The sequence below is a fragment of the Flavobacterium sp. KH_035 genome (genome assembly GCF_057839565.1).
The window spans coordinates 1690138-1709205 of the sequence record NZ_CM174492.1; the positions used below are offsets into that span (position 1 = coordinate 1690138).

10 protein-coding genes are annotated in these 19068 nt (G+C 35.3%); 5 read left to right on the plus strand and 5 right to left on the minus strand.

Annotated features, from left to right (window positions below):
• Nucleotides 1–62 precede the first annotated feature (62 nt).
• Complete coding sequence (locus AC3IS6_RS07470) at nt 63–677, minus strand: deoxynucleoside kinase (protein WP_041516522.1); 615 nt, start codon at nt 675–677, stop codon at nt 63–65.
• Complete coding sequence (locus AC3IS6_RS07475) at nt 677–1495, minus strand: hypothetical protein (RefSeq protein ID WP_489164323.1); 819 nt, start codon at nt 1493–1495, stop codon at nt 677–679. The genes AC3IS6_RS07470 and AC3IS6_RS07475 overlap by 1 nt, the downstream gene beginning before the upstream one ends.
• A gap of 223 nt (nt 1496–1718) precedes the next feature.
• Between AC3IS6_RS07475 and AC3IS6_RS07480 the strand changes: the two genes are divergently transcribed.
• The 3 genes from AC3IS6_RS07480 (at nt 1719) to AC3IS6_RS07490 (ending at nt 7644) form a co-directional block, all read left to right on the plus strand.
• A complete protein-coding gene (locus AC3IS6_RS07480; protein WP_489164324.1) occupies nt 1719–2633 on the plus strand; it encodes a GLPGLI family protein in 915 nt (304 codons plus the stop codon).
• Nucleotides 2634–2663: 30 nt separating this feature from the next.
• Nucleotides 2664–5351: a carboxypeptidase-like regulatory domain-containing protein gene (locus AC3IS6_RS07485; RefSeq protein ID WP_489164325.1), complete on the plus strand. Its 2688-nt coding sequence runs from the start codon at nt 2664–2666 to the stop codon at nt 5349–5351.
• Between the two features lie 91 nt (nt 5352–5442).
• Nucleotides 5443–7644, plus strand: a complete 2202-nt coding sequence (locus tag AC3IS6_RS07490; protein WP_489164326.1) for a CDC27 family protein — start codon at nt 5443–5445, stop codon at nt 7642–7644.
• Nucleotides 7645–7707: 63 nt separating this feature from the next.
• Here the strand turns inward: AC3IS6_RS07490 and AC3IS6_RS07495 are convergent, their stop codons facing one another.
• The gene (locus AC3IS6_RS07495) at nt 7708–9480 is read right to left on the minus strand and encodes a DUF4153 domain-containing protein (RefSeq protein ID WP_489164327.1); all 1773 of its coding nucleotides are present in this window, start codon (nt 9478–9480) and stop codon (nt 7708–7710) included.
• Between the two features lie 180 nt (nt 9481–9660).
• Between AC3IS6_RS07495 and AC3IS6_RS07500 the strand changes: the two genes are divergently transcribed.
• On the plus strand, nt 9661–11127 hold the full coding sequence (locus AC3IS6_RS07500) for a M28 family metallopeptidase (protein ID WP_489164328.1): 1467 nt from the start codon (nt 9661–9663) through the stop codon (nt 11125–11127).
• 346 nt (nt 11128–11473) lie between these two features.
• Here AC3IS6_RS07500 and AC3IS6_RS07505 read toward each other — a convergent pair whose 3' ends face one another.
• Together AC3IS6_RS07505 and metK are read right to left on the minus strand one after the other, a co-directional pair.
• Entirely contained in the window at nt 11474–13843 is a 2370-nt protein-coding gene (locus AC3IS6_RS07505; protein ID WP_489164329.1) for a tetratricopeptide repeat protein, read from the minus strand.
• Nucleotides 13844–14266: 423 nt separating this feature from the next.
• Complete coding sequence (gene metK, locus AC3IS6_RS07510; RefSeq protein WP_173966537.1) at nt 14267–15517, minus strand: methionine adenosyltransferase; 1251 nt, start codon at nt 15515–15517, stop codon at nt 14267–14269.
• Nucleotides 15518–16047: 530 nt separating this feature from the next.
• Between metK and AC3IS6_RS07515 the strand changes: the two genes are divergently transcribed.
• Nucleotides 16048–18894, plus strand: a complete 2847-nt coding sequence (locus tag AC3IS6_RS07515) for a TonB-dependent receptor plug domain-containing protein (protein ID WP_489164330.1) — start codon at nt 16048–16050, stop codon at nt 18892–18894.
• Nucleotides 18895–19068 lie beyond the last annotated feature (174 nt).

Consider the following 19068-nt stretch of genomic DNA (forward strand, 5'->3'; position numbering starts at 1 on the left):
AAAAAATGCCTCTAAATATTTAGAGGCATTTTCATTGGTGTAAATTTGTGAAATTCGTGTTTCTAGAACAGTCCGTTCAACTCAGCATCAATTCTATTAATGATGTTTCCTAAGTCTTCAGGATTGTCTACGAAATTAATATTGTCAACGTCAATAATTAATAATTTTCCTTTGGTATAGGTTTGCACCCATGCTTCGTATCTTTCATTCAAACGACTTAGATAGTCGATTGAAATAGAATTTTCGTAATCACGGCCACGTTTGTGAATCTGACCCACTAAGTTTGGAATTGAACTTCTTAAATAAATTAATAAATCAGGAGCTTTTACTAAAGATTCCATTAATTCAAAAAGAGAGGTGTAATTTTCAAAGTCACGGCTTGTCATCAATCCCATCGAATACAGGTTGGGAGCAAAAATATAAGCATCTTCGTAAATAGTTCTGTCTTGAATAATTTTCTTTCCACTTTCGCGAATTTGCAGTACCTGACGGAAACGGCTGTTCAGGAAATAAATCTGAAGATTAAAAGACCAACGCTCCATCTGATGGTAAAAATCATCTAAATACGGATTATCAACTACATCTTCGTAATGGGGTTCCCATTTGAAATGTTTAGCCAACAATTTAGTTAAAGTAGTTTTTCCAGCTCCTATATTTCCTGCTATTGCTATGTGCATTACGGTGTTACGATTTTATAATTTGTGATTTCTTTAGTTGTAAAAATAGATAAAATTTGGTCTTTGTAGCAGAATTTGTCAAACGATTTTTCTAAAACTTCAATTTCAGAAAATGCATTTGAGTCCGTGGTAGTAATGTCTTTAAAATACAGCAAATTAGCCTTGCTAAAAATATACTGGTAATTGTTAACAATTTCGACAGCATCAAAATCGGGTACTTTCCCCAAAGCAGTGGTTTTTCCAAAAATAGTACACGAAAACCAATTGTTTTTTTTGTCGATCCAATAAAAAGTATTGAAATCGGTCTGGTAATATTTTATCGTTTCTGTTAAAGGTGTAGAAACGGTTTTGTATTCATTATTCAGATAATCAAAAAGACCAATTTGTTGATTTAGAGCATTGTAAATCCATAATTGGTTTTGTGTTGACATTCCGATTGCAGAAACAATAATTGGTGTATTGTTCAGGGAAAAATTAATCTCTGTGATTTTATTCAGTTGATTGTCCAGTAAAATAACTGTGTTGAAGTTTTCATAAAATAAAACTATTTTAAGCGGATTTTGTAAATCGACTTTCGTGATTGTTCCGAGTGAGACATTTTTATATTCAAAGATCTCTTTTTCTTTGATTTTGCTGAAGACATTATTTTTAATCTGATAGTAGTAGCCAAAAGAATCATAACCCAGAAATTGATCTGAAGTATTGGTAAAATGAGAAAGAGGCACCGTCTTTATTTTTTGACTTTGCGAAAAAACAGCTGAGAAAGAACAGACCACAAAAAGAAAAGATAAAAGAAATAAATGTGTCGCTCTGTTCATGATGTTTACGTTTCTAAAAGCCAAATTACGAAAAACTAAAGAAGAAATGGCGCAAAACACCAAGATTTAGACTTTGACACTTCAGAAATCATAATTGTCTGGCTAATAGATGATTTTGTCTATAAGATATAGGAGTTGATATATTTAACTTTCTGTATTTTAAAATAAACAATACATTTGAATATAAGTTTGTTACACTCTCTCACTTTTTAAAGAAAACACAATGAAAAAAGTAATCTATTATATGTCGATGCTGCTTGTAATTACACAGATGCAGGCTCAGAAAGAATTTCAGGGAATGGCGGTTTACGAATCAAAAACACAGGCGCCAAAATTTGAAGGCATGAGTACGAACCGCGATATTACGCCCGAAATGCAAAAGAACATAGAAGAGCGAATGAAGAAAATGCTTGAAAAAACATTTATTCTGAATTTTGACAAATCGGCTTCTATTTATAAAGAAGAAGAAAAGCTCGACGCTCCGGGACAACAGGGAGGAGGAATGCGTGTCATGGTAAATTCGTTTATGGGTGGTGGCGGAACCTTTTATAAAGATGTAAAGGCTAAAACCTACACTGTAGATAAGGAGTTTATGGGAAAAGAATTTCTGGTAATAGACTCTCTACCTAAGCTAAACTGGAAAATGGAAGCTGAAACAAAACAAATAGGAGGGTATACCTGTTACAAAGCAACGGCAGTAAAAGAAGCCAGTAAAACCGATTTCAGGAATTTCAGGCCTAAAAATAAGGAGGATAAACAACCTGAGGTGAAAAAAGGCGATGCAGGAAAAACTTCAGGAGAAACCAAAACGAACTTCGCAGACAATTTTGAAATGCCTAAAGAGATTATTATAACAGCCTGGTACTCGCCGGAGATTCCTGTAAATCAGGGTCCTGAGAATTATTGGGGATTACCGGGTTTAATTCTAGAAGTAAATGACGGAAGAACTACCATTTTATGTTCGAAAATCGTATTGAACGCCAAAGATAAAACAGAGATCAAACCTTCCAAAAAAGGGAAAGTGATTTCTCAAAAGGATTATGACGAAACGGTCATTAAGAAAATGGAAGAATTTAGAGAAATGAACCGTGGTCGCGAAGGCGGTCCTGGCGGTGGTCCTGTATTGATAAGACGTTAATATTTAGCACATCACCTTTAGTTTTTTCCAATGAAAAATATACTTGTCTTCGTGATTTTTTTAATGACCTCTCTTTGTGTTGCCCAAACGGTTCGGTTTGACGGCTTTATTCAGGATGAAAAAAAGAATCCGCTGGAAATGGCCAATGTTATGGCTGTTAACACCGCTACAAAAGCTATGGATTCTTACGGAATTACCAACGACAAAGGAAAGTTTCAATTGACATTGAAGCCAAACACTTCTTATTTGATTAAAATCAGTTACCTGGGGATGAAATCTAAAGAAATTGCGATTACAACGCAAAGCACTAATATCGTTCAGAATATTGTTATGGATGATGCTGGTATTGAGTTGGAAGGTGTTGAGATTGTTCACGAAATGCCTGTTTCGATAAAAGGCGATACCATCGTTTACAATGCCGATTCGTTTAAATCCGGAACCGAAAAAAAACTGGAAGATGTATTGAAAAAACTACCGGGTGTTGAGGTAAATGCCGATGGAGAAATCGAAGTTGAAGGAAAAAAAGTCAGCAAATTAATGGTCGAAGGAAAAGATTTTTTTGACGGAGATACCAAACTTGGAGTTAAAAATATTCCGGCAGACGCGATCGATAAAATTCAGGTTTTAAGAAATTACAATGAAGTTGGGGCATTAAAAGGATTAGAAAATGATCAGGATAACGTGGCGATGAATATTAAACTGAAAGAAGGTAAAAAGAACTTCTGGTTTGGTGATATGACAGCCGGAACCGGAGTTGGAGAACTGGAGAGTCGCTATATTATCAATCCGAAATTGTTTTACTACAGTCCGGAATACAGCATTAATTTGATTACGAATTTTAATAATATTGGTGAATTACCCCTTACAGCGCAGGACTATTTTAAATTTACAGGCGGATTTAAAAACATGATGAAAAAGGGAGGGAGTAATTTTAATGTTTCGTCTAATGATTTGGGAATATCCATTCTGAGAAATAATAGGGCGAAAGAAATTGAAACAAAATTCGGAGCCACAAACTTTGCCTACTCCATTACAAAAAAATGGAATATTAGCGGTTTTGGAATACTATCTACTTCAAAAACAGATCTGGAAACTAAATCACAAACCACTATTTTAGATTCGGGAGACGAGCAAAAAAGAGATGAACTCACCCATCAGAAAAATAACTTGGGATTGTTTAAACTCAGTTCGAGTTATAAACCCAACGACAAATTTCAGTTTGACTATGACATCCTCACAAAATTATCCTCACAAAATGAAGACACCAATCTGTTGCGGGAATCGGTTGTGAGCAATGTTTCGGCTTTAGAGACTATTTTAACCAATAAAAAACAGGACCCGACCTCAATAAATCAGGACCTGAGTTTGTATTATACCCAGAGCGACAAAAACATTTTTGCTTTTGAAATGCAACACTTGTATCAGGATGAAAATCCATTTTACAATGCTAATTTGCGCACACAGCCTTTTGATCTGGCAGGCTATACTTCAGGACAGGATAGAAACGATCTGAATCAGCAGCGATTTGTGAAAACTAATAAAGTAGATGCTAAATTGGATTATTACTATATGGTAACGCCAAAAAGCAACATCAATATTACCCTTGGAAACACATTTTCGTATCAGGATTTTAATTCGCATATTTTTCAGGTTCTGGACAATGGTATTAAAAATGATTTGAGCAATCCGGAGAATAACAATCGGGTAAAATACAATTTTAATGATGCGTTTCTGGGATTTCATTACAAGATACTGGCTGGAAAATTTACCTTGACACCCGGGGTGAGTGTGCATACTTACAACATGAAAAATACCCAATCCGGAACAGATTATTCGCAAAATTTCATCAAAGTACTTCCTGATTTTTTTGCCTTGTACCAAATCAAAAAATCAGAAACGCTGACCTATAATTTCTCTTTGTCGAACGATTTTACCGATATCAATCAATTGGCTTCAGGTTATGTTTTGTCCGATTACAGCAGTTTGTTTAGAGGAAATCGCTATCTCGAAAATGCCACTTCGCAGGTACATTCGTTGCGTTATTTCAAATACAATATGTTCAATTTTGAGAATATTTTTGCCAATGCAACCTATACAAGAAAAGTTGACGCCATTAAAACAAAAGCCAATTTTGAAGGAATTAACCAGTCTTCGTCGCCCTATAATTCGAATCTGGCCGATGAAACTTTTACAGGAATGGGAAATTACGGGCGTTCGTTTTTAAAGAATTATAAAGCTTCGGTAAATGCTAGTTTTAATTGGTCTAGATTCAATAATATTCAAAATGACCAATTGTCAACCACAGAAAGTTTCAGTCAAAGTTATACCGTCAAAGCTTCAACAAATTATAAAAAGCTTCCAAATATAGAATTTGGCTATAATCTTTTGGTTAACAAATACAGTGGTTCAACTTTTTATACCGACAAGCCATTTGCAAGATTGGATTATTATTTCTTAGACAGTTTTTCTTTTGTTTCAGAGTATGAGTTCTACCATTATTATAATGGAAACAAAACGGTTGACAACGAATATGATTTCTTAAGCGCGAGCTTAATTTATCAAAAAAAGGACAGCAAATGGGAGTATAAAATCGCGGCTACTAACCTCTTAAATACAAAATATCTTAATGATGATAGCTTTTCTCAGTTTTCTACAAGAGTTTCGCAATACACAGTGCAGCCTCGTTATATCATCTTTTCAATGAAATATAATTTATAGTATTTTAAGTACAAATGTTATATTTTTAGTACTCAATTTCAATTACAATAGGGTATCTTTGCGCGCGATATTAACAACCAAAATTTTAAACATGCGCAATTTTACATGGAGTTTTTTAATGTTTTTTTGTTTAGTTTTTACTTCTTTTTCTCAAACAAAAAGTATTGAAAAAGGAACTTATTTGTCGACGAACAGAGGGCAAAAGATCAAATTAAATTTATTAGAGAATAATAAGTATGAATTAATATTGTATTCGGGAGATTACAGTATAAAGGGAGATTCATTATCCTTCTCTCAAGAGTTGAGTACTGAAGAAGGTTTCGATCTTGCTATGATAAAGGATAAGAATGCAAAAAAAGTTAAAGTTAAATTTATAGATCCTTCTTTTTATCCATTTTATATAGGAACACAAAAAGGAAGCGGGGCAATTCAATATCAAAAACTGTTAGATATTAAGAATGAAATAGATCCAGAATGGAGAGATGCGGATATAGAATTTAAGATTGATAGAAGTGATTTTTTGTATTTAGTATTAGAAGGTTCTGAAACCGAAACTAAGCTTTATAAGTATGCTCTGCCGAAGGATGTTGCAGAAATAACAATTAAATACAATTCGGGTATTGAGAAGGACTTAAAGATTTCCGGTTTTTTGGATAAGAAAACAAATAAACTTCAGATTTCTGATAAAGGAGGGAAGAATCCGTTGTTTTTTGTAAATGAGAAAGAGCAGAAGCCTGAAAGTGAAGTAAAAGTTAGTGCTATTGAGAGTCAGAATATTCCTAATTGGACCTATCCAGGCAAAGAGTCGTTAGTTGATGAAAATTTTGGCAATGAAGCGGTTTCTACAGATAGTATAGCTGGTGTAGATGAAAACGATTCTCCGAAGTTCGATTTTAAACTTAAAATCGAAAATAATTTGAAGGATGCTATTGCGGCAACTAAAAATTCAAAAACGAAATTTTTGGTTGTTTATTCAAACGATAAAAATCCTTCCGCAAAAGCCGATTTTGATCAATTTGTGAAAGATAGGGAAGCAGAAATTTCAACTAATATGTATGATGCCTATCATGCTGAATTTGATGTTTTTAATTATTATTTAGCGAGTGCAGATGATAAAAACTGGCTTAAGAAAAATAAGTTTTCAGATACACCCAGTGTGATTGTTTTAAATAATGCCGGTGATGTTCTGACCAGTGTGAAATCTACTTTAGAGGAGGAGAAAGGAGTATTTAATTTTTATAACGGATTTCCAAAAAAGCTTGAGAAAGCAAATGCTTTCTATATTTTTAATAAGGTTATCAGAAATAAAAAAGCGACAGATGCTGATCTGATTGCGGCCTTTAACCAAGCAGCCATTTTAGGGGATTATGAGACAGGTTCCGAAACGGAAAATGGAGTAATTTCGACAGGCTTTAAACTGGGTAAGTTTGCTTTTGAAAAAAAGAATGTTTTGCAAATTTGGAAAAAAGTAATTGAAAACCATCAAAAAGATACAAAACCGAATATGCTTTTGGTTGAAACGATCCTTAAAGAAATTAATAATCAGGGGTTTTATAAGTTGTTTTTTAATGAAGACAGAGTGTTTAATACTACTGATTTTCTTGCGATTGATTATTTAATTAAGCATTATGATGCGATTGAAGCAACCAAAGGCGAAGAAAAAACAACTATACCGGTGGATTTTTCTTTAGTAGATCAAATTTCCAACGCTTTGTATACGAATGGTAACAGTTTAGGAGATGAAATTCCTGGTAAAACAAATAAAAACCAGACAATTAAGAGTTATAAAAAGCTAATCGAATCAGGCAAGGGTAGTTTATTTTTTTATAAAAACTATTTTGCTATTCTGGAAGATGAGCCTGCATATCCGAAAGAATTTAATGGTTTCTTTAATGAATATTTATCGTTAGAAAAAGGCAATCCGTTTGAAAGATTAGACGAATTGTACAATGCACTAGATTCTTCTGGTGAATTTTCTTTTGAAGGATGGAATTCTTTGAAAGCATATTTTTCTGATCTGTGCAATTCAGCAGCCTGGGAAGTTGTTTCAAAACAGGACAATGTTGATTTTGTAAAAAATGCAATTAATTGGTCTGAATACAGTCTGATTGTAACTAAAAACAATCCTTATTATTTAGATACATTAGCACAGCTGTATTATAAAAACGGGCAAAAAGAAAAAGCAATCCAAACTCAGGAAAAAGCATTGCAGTACTCCGGGACAGTTCAGGATGAAGAAACAGTAAGCGAGATGAAAGAAGTCTTAGAAAAAATGCAAAACGGAACCTACTAAAATAGGAGTCTTTCGTAAAGTAATACCCCGACAGTTTTCCGGTAAACTGTCGGGTTTATTTTTTTATTGATTCTTGATCTTCACCAGGACCTTTATGCTGTAATAATTTAATGTTTTCTTTTTGTTTTTCAGTGTGCCGCTCGCATTAAGATAAGTAATTAAAATTTTATAATGATCCGTTTCAACTTCCTGATTGATTTTTTTATTCGAATTGTGATTTGGACTGAACTTAGGATTTGCATTCACAAAATCAATAATGTTTAAAGGAATATTATCCTGATTGATCTTTAAGTTGAGGCCGTAATCTTCAGTTGTGGAGGTAATCGAATAACTCTTGTTGTCAATTTTGATGCAGTCGGTACATTCGAAAGAGTCATTATTGGAAAGGGTGAAAGCCATATCATAACCATGAATATTCTCCACCGTACTTAAGTCGTAGTTGGAATAATAAAATTGTTCACTTTTGTTTTCTTCGCGGGCATAGCTGGATTGATATTCATAGCCTAAAGCTTCCATGATTTCGTAATCACTCGGATCCTTATCTTTTTTAAGCAGCGCTTCCAGTTTGGTTTTAGCATAAGGGACCATAATTTCGACGCCATAATTATCCGTTAGAAAAGACACAATACTGCTTAGCTCCTGTTGCTGTTTGAAACTTAGTTTTTTGTCGTCTGTTCTCTGCATATAAGTTTCAAATCGGGTCAGCTGACTGTATTTCGAAATCGAATTGGCGCTTTGTGGTCCGGCTATAGAAAACAAACCTGCGAGGCATAAACTTATCGGAATGAACTTTATTTTAGGATGTTTTTGAATCAGAAAATAAGCCACTATAATCAATAACCAGATGGATAAGAGCAACACATAATAACGCTCATGTGTAAATCCGTAAAGATCGATTCGGTATAAAATGGCCCAAAAAAGTAATCCCAATAGCGGAATCAACAGAAAGTAAAACCAACGATTGAAAGTTCGCATCCAAAGATTGCCGGTTTCTGTCGCAATAGGATGAACCAATAAAAAGGAAAGGATTCCGAAAATTGCAAACACCAGAACGAGATAAGAAACCCAGCCGACAGGCAGTGAAAGGGTTATTATAATTTTTGCTTCATAACAGATTAGAATAACCAGATAAAGACTTATCAAAGGCAATAGTACAAACTGAGTAAAGTTTTTAAGTCCTTTAGGATAATTCAAAGCCAAAGGAACCTGAGGGTTATTAGTCTCGGGAACTCCGCTCAAAAAGAAAGTCGTATTGAAAATTCCGGCAATAATAAAAAAGACATGCAGATAAATATGATCGTAAAAATCAACATTAAAAAGCTTGTCAACGGCCAAAATTGCTAAGGCCAAACCTGAATAAAGTACGATGCTGTACAAACCGGCCGTTAGAATTCTAAGGAAAAGCTGTTTGTTGAATTCCCAAAATTCATCCTGATTATAAGTTCTGGGCAGAAAACCCGCAAATGAAACTAACAAATGGAATACAATATTCAGGACAAAAAACTGCTGTATTTCTACATCCGTTGTGTATTTATGAAAACTATTCACAAACAGAAAAACCAGGCTCCCTAAAACGATACTGACTGTAAAGCGCAGTACGTTATTTTTTTTAGAAGCGAGGAAAAATAAGCTGATGGAGAGAAATAAAACCAGACACAATGAACAGCTCATTAAAACTTTTTCGTAAAACTCTTTGTTGGGATTATTGTAACGCACTTCATTAAGAATGATGGCAAATATAGTTCCTGAAATGGCGGTGATTATTTCTAACGGAAATCGAAGAAGCGTTTTTAGCGTTGCGTTTAGAACGTTTTGTAAGGATGGAAGTCTGCTCATTTTTTATCAGTTATTTTGTACTAAGGAAGGTAAATTGTAAGAGATAAACAAATAAAAATGACAATGCTAAAAAAAGGATGCCGGCATTTTGCTGATTTTGTATTTTAGTAATGTTTCAGAGCCTGAGAAGCGTTTTTTTCTCTTTAAATCACTAAGTTTGGAATACTAAATTTAAAACGTATGAAAAATAAAATGATCCTCGTTTTAATGGCTTACGGAGGAGTAGTTTTTTCGCAGGCGATTAAAAAACCTTTAGTTTCAGCAATTACAGATAAAGACCTAAAAACCGATATGTACCAAATGGCCGGTGATCACTTTAACGGTCGTGAAGCAGGAACTTTAGATGAATTAAAAGTATCAATGTGGCTGGCCAATAAAGCCAAAGAAGCAGGAATGGCTCCGGCAGGTGATGACGGAACGTATTTTCAGTTTTTTGATATGTACAGGCATCAGGTGACACCCAATACAAAATTTAAAATTGGACAAAAAGAATACAAGTTGTGGAAAGATGTTTTAGTAGCAGAAACCACCAACATTAAAGTAGAAGCACCATTGCTTTATTTGGGTGCGGCTACAAAAGCAGAAATTGAAAAAGCCGATATCAAAGGAAAAGCAGTTGTATTACTTGCTTCCAAAGAAGGTATCGCAGACGATATTTCGCTTTTTGACAGACGTTATCCGGGTCTGGTTCGAAACAAATATTACGACCTTGTAGTCAAAAAGGGAGCAACAGCCTTGATTATGGTTGCCGATGAATTGGCAGAGCAAAGCTGGTCTCAAGTAGAACCGCAAATGACAAGAGGAATCTATGGAATTGAAGGTTTTCGTGATAAAATTGGTGGTACAATGCCTGTTTTCTGGGTGCACAACGATCAATTGGAATATTTAAAAAGTACCAAAGATCTCTTGTCGACAGAGGTAATTTCAGAAACCTATAAATATCCTTCGGTGAACGTTGTCGGTAAAATTGAAGGGACAGATCCTAAACTAAAAAACGAATATGTTCTTTTTAGCGGACATCAGGATCACGACGGTGTGAGACAAAAGTACGGACAGGATTCTATTTACAACGGAGCCGACGATAATGCGAGTACCTGCGTTGCCATGCTGGCCATTGCAAGAGCCTATAAAAAACAACCCGGAAAAAGAACTTCTTTATTTGTGTTTCATGGTTCAGAAGAAAGAGGATTATTAGGTTCAAGATGGTATGCCTCGCATCCAACAGTTCCTGAAAAAGACATTATAGCAGTATTAAACGGAGATATGATCGGAAGAAACAACGTCAATCAGGCGGCACTTTTAGGGTCCAGTTCTCCCCACGAAAATTCTTCAGATTTAGTCGCTATTGCTAAAAAGGCAAACGATGAAGGTCCTAAATTTGATTTAGACAAACTTTGGGACAGACCGGAACATCCGGAGTATTTTTATTTCCGCTCTGATCATTTGCCTTATGCCAGAAAAGGAATTCCATCTGTTTTTTATACCAGTGTTTTACACAGTCAGTATCATACACCGATGGACGAGTCTGAAAACATTGACTTCGTGAAACTGCACAAAATGACCGAATGGATCTACCGTACAGGCTGGATTTTATCGAATGATGCAGGTCGTCCTAAGACCTTACCAAACGTACAATTAGAGCGTTAGAAAATAGTGGTCTGCGTTGAATTTGAGACGCGGATAAAACGGATTTACTTCGTAAAAACGCTGAAAAAAACAGATTGAATTAGATTACTATCGATTTATGGAATGTAAAAGCTTTCAGGGATTTTTAGCAACTAATAAATCAGGAAAAAAATCTGTTTTTATCCGTGCTTTCGCGATAGCGAATCTGTTTCATCCGCGTTGAAATAACGCACAGATTTAAACATTAGAAAACGACCATATTCAATTAAAAAAGAGGCTGTCTAAAATGAATAGACAGCCTCTTTTTGTTTAGATCTGAGTTATTAGCCTTTTTTACTTCGATAGAGTTGTTGTTTTTAGTATTGTTTTATTTATTTGAATCAGAATAACTTCGAATAACTTTTCGTACACTTTTAGAAAAATCACCGATTCTTGGAAAATTTTCTGTAAAATCGCGTTTCTTTAAAACTTCTTTGGCTATTTCTGCCGAGATAAATTTTTTGGGAACATACATCAATTCATAAGGATGATGTTTTAAAAATGCATCAGCAATGGCTTGTGTATATTTTTCTTTAGGTATATCTGAACCAGATATACCCGTATATTTTTGGACAATTTCAGACAACAGTAATTTTTCATCCCAAAATACAGCCCAGCAATCATCTGCTAAACTTGGGTGATCGATATGTTCCCTAAAATTCGTACTATGCTTACGGGCTAGTTGAGCAAATATATCAGGATCGATACTGTTTTTAGCATGATTAAATACATGCTCATTAATGTATTTCCCGGAAATTCGATCAATAGCCATAGGGTTAATATCTATCGCTTTGCAGATCATTTCGGAACTGTAGTATAGTGATGGGATATAATAGCTTTTTTGATAGCTATAGGCCAAAGCTGTTAAATACATGTGTTCATCACGATATTGGTCCGGAACATTCTCAATAGAATGGGTTTTGTGCTGAACGGCTTTTAGGCATAAATTGTAATTTAATAAATGTTTGGGCAGTTTATTTAGTTCAGAGGTAACGGTAACCGCCCAATCACACAATTCCTGATCCCATAGCCCAGCAGGAATATATTTAGGATCAAGAAAATCACCTTTGGATTTAAGCAGCAGCTCTTTGGTAATACATTTTTTAGGAACATAATTAAGGCTACAGATGCTGTGTTCTAATAAAGCTTCGATAAGCTCATTAGTTTCAAGCAGGTTTTTTGGGAAATACTTAGCAATACTTACAATATAACCAGAGCGAATCATTTTTATAGCATTGATACAAAAGTCTAAAGTTCTGTATTCCTTAGGAACTTTATTAAACTCTTCATATCCTTCTCTTTTTAAATAATCTAACCAATACGCACCATCCTGAACAATTTCGGTTACTTCAATGTTCTCATCTGTCCAGTTTACTTTAGTAGGAGCTTTATAAAAGAAATCGGAACTGTTATTTATGTCATAATCTGCTTCAAACCTTTTATTTGTTTTTTTAGCCAGGTCATGGTATTTTTTTGCATTCTGTGCATCACCAAAATGATGAAATACCAAGCCTATCAGCCAATTTGAGGAACTATGGTCATGCATTATATCCAGCGCTGTTTCTAAGTCAGATTTTGCTTTGTTCCAATCTCCTTTGAGGAGATAAGCTTCTGCGCGTACGCGATACGAAAAATGCAGTTTATCTTCTTCATTATAATAATCATAAGCATCTTTATTTTTATCACGATCTGTCTTTTTATCGCCTATTGAAAAGTCAGTCCATTTTACCGCTTCATCTAATTGACGAAGACGTATTCTTGCCAGGGCAGTAAAATCGGCAGCTTGATTACTTAAATTTTTAAATTTATCCGGAAAGAGATTGGCTGCAGTATCTAAATAAGGGATTGCCTGCTCGTAAGCTCCAGTATTAAAAAGGAGTATTCCTGCCCTGAAGTATGGATCATAACAGGTGGGTGATAATGCTAATTGTTGTTTGCGTATAGCAAAAGCTTCTTTAGAGCGTTGTAAACGGGTATACTCTTTGGCTTGTTCCTCAAGAAGTAAGGAATCAGGATTAAAGCCCTCGATAAAGATGCTTTCGCCTTTTTGCAGTGTTTGAGATATCATGTCAAAATTCCATATTAGAGAATCATCGACAGCGCCATAGTAAATCGGATATAATAATTCGGGCTTTAGGACAAAAAATTCACTATGCCAGAAAAAACAAGGGTTTTTAAAAGCCATTTTTTGATAATCTGAGCCGTCGCAGAGGATAAAAACGATGGCATCACGATTTAATTTAATATTAGATAAATCGTAAAACCACGAAAAGACATATGGGGTTTCAATCTTTAATTTAGAGGTGGTCCACAATACTTCATGGTCTTCGGCTAAAAAAGAAACAAAATAACGGGCCGTTATTTTTCCTTTCACTCTTAAAGATGCAGCATTAGCCAGAGAGTCGCAATAAAGGTTACCAGTGACCCATAAATTATTACAGCCGGTATGAAAATGTCCTTCAAGGGTAAGATTTCCCTTTACAGCAATGTTAAAATGATAGTCTTTTTCTTTTAAGGTTTTAAGCTGATTTTCAGAAAGAGTGACATCGCCGTCAAAATACAGCATGTCTGGATTCTCTGTGTCATCTTCATCTTCGTCATAAATATAAAATCGGGATGGTGGTGGAAGTTTGCCTATCTTTTTTTCTATCTCACTTGCAGCGAGAATCTGGTACGGAGGTAATTCTTCTTTTTTCATATTATATTAATTTTGTTGTTCATTATCTGCGTTTATAAGTCAAAGACTAGTAAAGCTTTATTAAGAAACTTTGTTTTTTTTTCGTACAAAATAGGCGTAAATTTAATTTCTTATTGTAGATGATTTTGTGAGAATTAAATAAGTGGTACCAATGATGAAATAAATGGTCGAACAACGAAACAAGTGGTTATAATCAATTGAAGGAAGCGATAGAAAATATGTATTTGCGTTGAATTTGAGACGCGGATGATACGGATTTACTTCGTAAAAACGCAGTAAATCCGTATCATCCGCGTTGCAGTAAAATATAGATCTTCCCAAATAATGCAGGTCGTCAGATATTAAAATAAAAAAACCGATTTCTAAAAATAGAAACCGGTTTTTCTTATGCTTAAGACAAATAGTTGTCTAATAATCTAAGATCTATAATCCGAAAGCAGCTTTTACCTGGTCAACAAAATCAAGTTTTTCCCATGTAAACAATTCTACAGTAACTGTTTTTTCGTTTCCGCCCGGAGCAGAGAAAGTTTTAGTTACAGTTTCTGGTTTACGTCCCATGTGTCCGTAAGCTGCAGTTTCGCTGTAAATAGGGTTTCTTAATTTCAAACGTTGTTCGATAAAGTAAGGACGCATATCAAAGATAGCTTCTACTTTTTTAGCGATTTCACCATTAGTTAAGTTTACTTTAGAAGTTCCGTAAGTATCAATAAAAATACCCATTGGCTCAGCAACACCAATTGCGTAGGAAACCTGTACTAAAATCTCGTCAGCAACACCTGCTGCTACTAAGTTTTTAGCGATATGACGAGTTGCATAAGCAGCACTTCTGTCTACTTTACTTGGATCTTTTCCTGAGAATGCACCACCACCGTGAGCACCTTTTCCTCCGTAAGTATCCACAATAATTTTTCTTCCTGTTAAACCAGTATCTCCGTGAGGTCCTCCAATAACGAATTTTCCTGTTGGATTAATATGGTAGTTGATTTTATCATTGAATAAATGCGCGTGAGCTGGATTTTTAGCAATGATTCTTGGAATCAAAATTTCGATAATATCTTTTTTGATTTTAGCAAGCATTGTAGCTTCTTCATCAAAATCATCGTGTTGAGTTGAGATTACGATAGCATCAATACGAGTTGGTTTATTATCGTCGCTATATTCTAAAGTTACCTGTGATTTAGCATCAGGGCGTAAATAAGTGATTTCCTTATTTTCACGTCTTAAGATAGCTAACTCTTGTAATAATTTATGAGACAAATCAAGTGCCAATGGCATGAAGTTTTCGGTTTCGTTTGTAGCGTAACCAAACATCATTCCTTGATCTCCAGCACCTTGCTCTTCTGGCTTAGCTCTGTCAACCCCTTGATTAATATCTGCTGATTGCTCATGAATTGCCGAAAGAATTCCACAAGAATTAGCCTCAAACATATATTCGCTTTTAGTATATCCAATTTTACGGATTACTTCGCGAGCAATTTGCTGCACATCAAGATAAGTATTCGATTTTACTTCACCAGCTAAAATTACCTGACCTGTAGTAACCAGAGTTTCACAAGCTACTTTTGAGTCAGCATCAAATGCCAAAAAGTTATCAATTAATGCATCCGAAATTTGATCTGCAACTTTGTCTGGATGCCCTTCACTAACAGATTCTGACGTAAATAAATAAGCCATAATAATTTATTAAATTAAAATTAAGCGAGAAAAAATAATTGCTAAAAATGGCTAAAGGAGAATTTCTGCTTTAGCATTTTTTACTACCGAAATCAATGTTTCAGTACCCATAACGAACCGTTTCATTATGAAGAGGTTGCAATCAGTTCAAATTTTTCCTCTGTATTCGCGTGCAAAGGTATAAAACCATTTTGATTTGCAAATTAAACTTTGGTTTTTTTTGATTTTATAAGCAGAAATTTAACATATCATACTATTTTGATAGGGTAATAGAAATTATTTTGGTTTTTGTTTGGCCGATTAAAAAATAGTTCGCAAATTTGCCCCATCAAAACAAAACAAGAAATGAAATTAACAATTTGCAATATGTCATGTATGATGCCGGAGCCTTCCGCAGAGACGCTGTTGTAGTTTTTTTTTAAATATACATATAGAACCTCTGCCGCTCGCAGGGGTTTTTTTGTTTCAAAAAGAAACCAAATTGTAAATCACTTTTTAAGTCAGAAAACAATATAAACCAGTAGAAAGTAATGAAAAAAAATGTAGTATTAGCTTTAGGTCTTTTGACATTCTCGGGCATTTATGCACAGGAAAATAAAAAAGAGCAGGACAGTTTAAAGAATAATGAACTGACCGAAGTGACCATTGTAGGATCGCGCAGTAAAAACAGAGTAAAAACAGATGTACCGGTTCCGGTTGATGTTTTTAATATTTCCGAAATAACAAAAGGAGCACCACAAACCAGCGTGACCCAAATTTTAAATTATGTTGCACCTTCTTTCACTAGTAATGCAACTTCTACCGCTGATGCTACAGATCACGTTGACCCTGCGCAGTTAAGAGGTTTAGGACCAGATCAGGTTTTAATTCTGGTAAACGGAAAACGCAGACATACAAGTGCATTAGTAAACATTAACGGTTCGCCGGGAAGAGGATCGGTAGGAACGGATTTAAATGCTATACCTTCATTTGCTATCGAGAGAATCGAAGTACTGCGCGACGGTGCAGCGGCTCAGTACGGTTCAGACGCTATTGCGGGGGTTATTAATATAGTGCTGAAAAAGAATGCCAACTATCTTTCAGGAGACATACAGTATGGTACTAACTTGTCTTCGGGATCGAATAATTTTAAAGGAGGAGCCGACGGGCAAAATCTGCAAGTTGATTTAAATTACGGAACCTCTTTGGGGAAAGCAGGAAGTTATTTAAATGTTACTGGTAGTGCTGTGACCAGACAGGCAACAAGCCGTGCGGGAGTTAGAAGCAACGCAATTTTTAATGCTTACAATGCTGTTGAGAACAGAGCGGCTCAGGATGGTGTATACATTAATTCCTTCTTTAGTAATATCAACAACACAACAAATTCCGCACAAATTCTGAATTCGTTAAAACAGTATGCGCCAAAGGTTGGTTATTTTACACCGGCACAGCAAAGTGCAATTGCTTCGGCTGGTACTATCGCACAAATGCAAACCGCTTTGAATTTTGATACAACCAACAATGAATTGGCATACAGAGGTCAGGAAAGAAGCGACTATAACATGAGTGTGGGGCAGTCTGAATTGGCATCGGGACAACTGTATTATAATACAAAATATCCATTGACCGAAACAACCTCATTGTACTCTTTTGGAGGGCTTTCCTATAGAAATGGTAAATCGTATGCTTTCAACAGGCTTCCAAACGGTTCCGGAACCTTCACGCAAGTGTACCAAAACGGATTTTTACCAGAAATAGAATCTTCGATCTTAGACGCTTCTGCGGCGGTTGGAGTTACTACAGAATTATTTGGTTTTGATACAGATATCAGTACAAACCTTGGAACAAACTCTTTTAAATATGATGTAAATAATACTATTAATGCTACTTTGGGAACCAATTCGGCTTCAAGTTTTTATGCCGGTAAAGTTTCGTTTTTGCAAAGTACAACCAACTTGGATTTAAGTAAAAAGTACGATGTTTTAAATGGACTAAACGTTGCCTTTGGTGGAGAATTCAGATATGAAAATTATAAGATTCAACAAGGAGAAGAAGCTTCTTACGGGCTGTATGACACCAACGGAAATTTGGTTCCTGGAATTTTACCCAGTAACTCACCTTTAATAGTAACCGACTTTTTTGGAAACAAACGAGGAGCAGGAGCACAAGGATTTTCAGGATTTCAGCCTTCAGATGCTAAAGTTAAAGACCGAAAAAGTGGTGCCGCTTATGTAGATTTAGAGTTAAATGCGACCGAAAATTGGCTTATAAACGGAGCAGCACGTTACGAGAATTATTCAGATTTTGGAAGTACAGTTACCTTTAAACTGGCTTCTCTTTTAAAATTGACAGACAATATCAACTGGAGAATTTCAGGACAAACAGGTTTTAGAGCACCGTCTTTACAGCAAAAATATTTTGAAAGCAGTTCAACTCAGTTCATAAACGGTTCGCCTTATCAGGTGGGTTACTTCACAAACGATTCGCAAGCGGCCAAAAGTATTGGGGTTGAAAACTTAAAACCGGAGAAATCAAAAAGCATCAGTACAGGATTTACATTTAAAATTCCTGAAGCAAACATTACCATTGCAACAGATGCTTATTTTACCAGAATCGACGACAGAGTGGTATTAACCGGACAGTATGCCAGACCAACAGATGCACAGATAAATGGAGCAACATCACCGGAGCAAAAAGATGCTTTAACCTTATTTCAACAGGCATTTGATTTAAAAGGTGTTGAAAGAGCTTCGTTCTGGACAAACGGAATCAACTCTGAAACAAAAGGTATTGATGTTGTAATTTCACAGAAATACAATGTTATCCCGGATTTCACGATCAGAAACGATTTTGCATTGAGTTACAATACTACCAAAAGAGTAGGAGAATTAAATGTTCCGCAATCGATCATCAATGCAGGTGGAGAGCCTTTTAAATATTCATTCTTTCCGGAGTCAAGCCGAATTTATTTAGAAGAAGCCATTCCAAAATTGAAAGCAAATTTGATGACAACCTTCAGCATTAAAAAACTGGACATCTATTTAAGAAACAGTTATTTCGGTGCCGTTACAGATCCGGGAGCAACAGATGTAAATTTAGACGGATCGTCTTCTGTTTACGAACATCCGGAATACAGTGCTAAAGTGGTGACTGATTTGTCTTTTGGATATCAGATTAACGAGAAATTCAGATTCACAGTTGGTTTTAATAATATAGGTGATGTTTATCCGGACCGCAACAATCCAGCAACACCTGCCTTTACTAATACAACACCAACCTTGTCGCCGGCGCCAAGTACAGATTTAAGCAATGCCAACCAGTTTGCTTATTCCAGAGCAGTATCACAATTTGGATTAAACGGAAGATTTGGTTTTGCGCGTTTAAGTTTTAAATTCTAAAATATAAGAATTAAGATTGGCCACAGATTGTACGGATTAAACGGATTTGCACAGTTTTGTTTTATTCTTTGATTTGTGGCTAATTTTTTTTAATAGATACGGATGATCTTATAGCGAGTAGCTTCGGTATTAAGCTGAACAGGGAAATAAAAACCTGCGTTAATCCGTTTAATC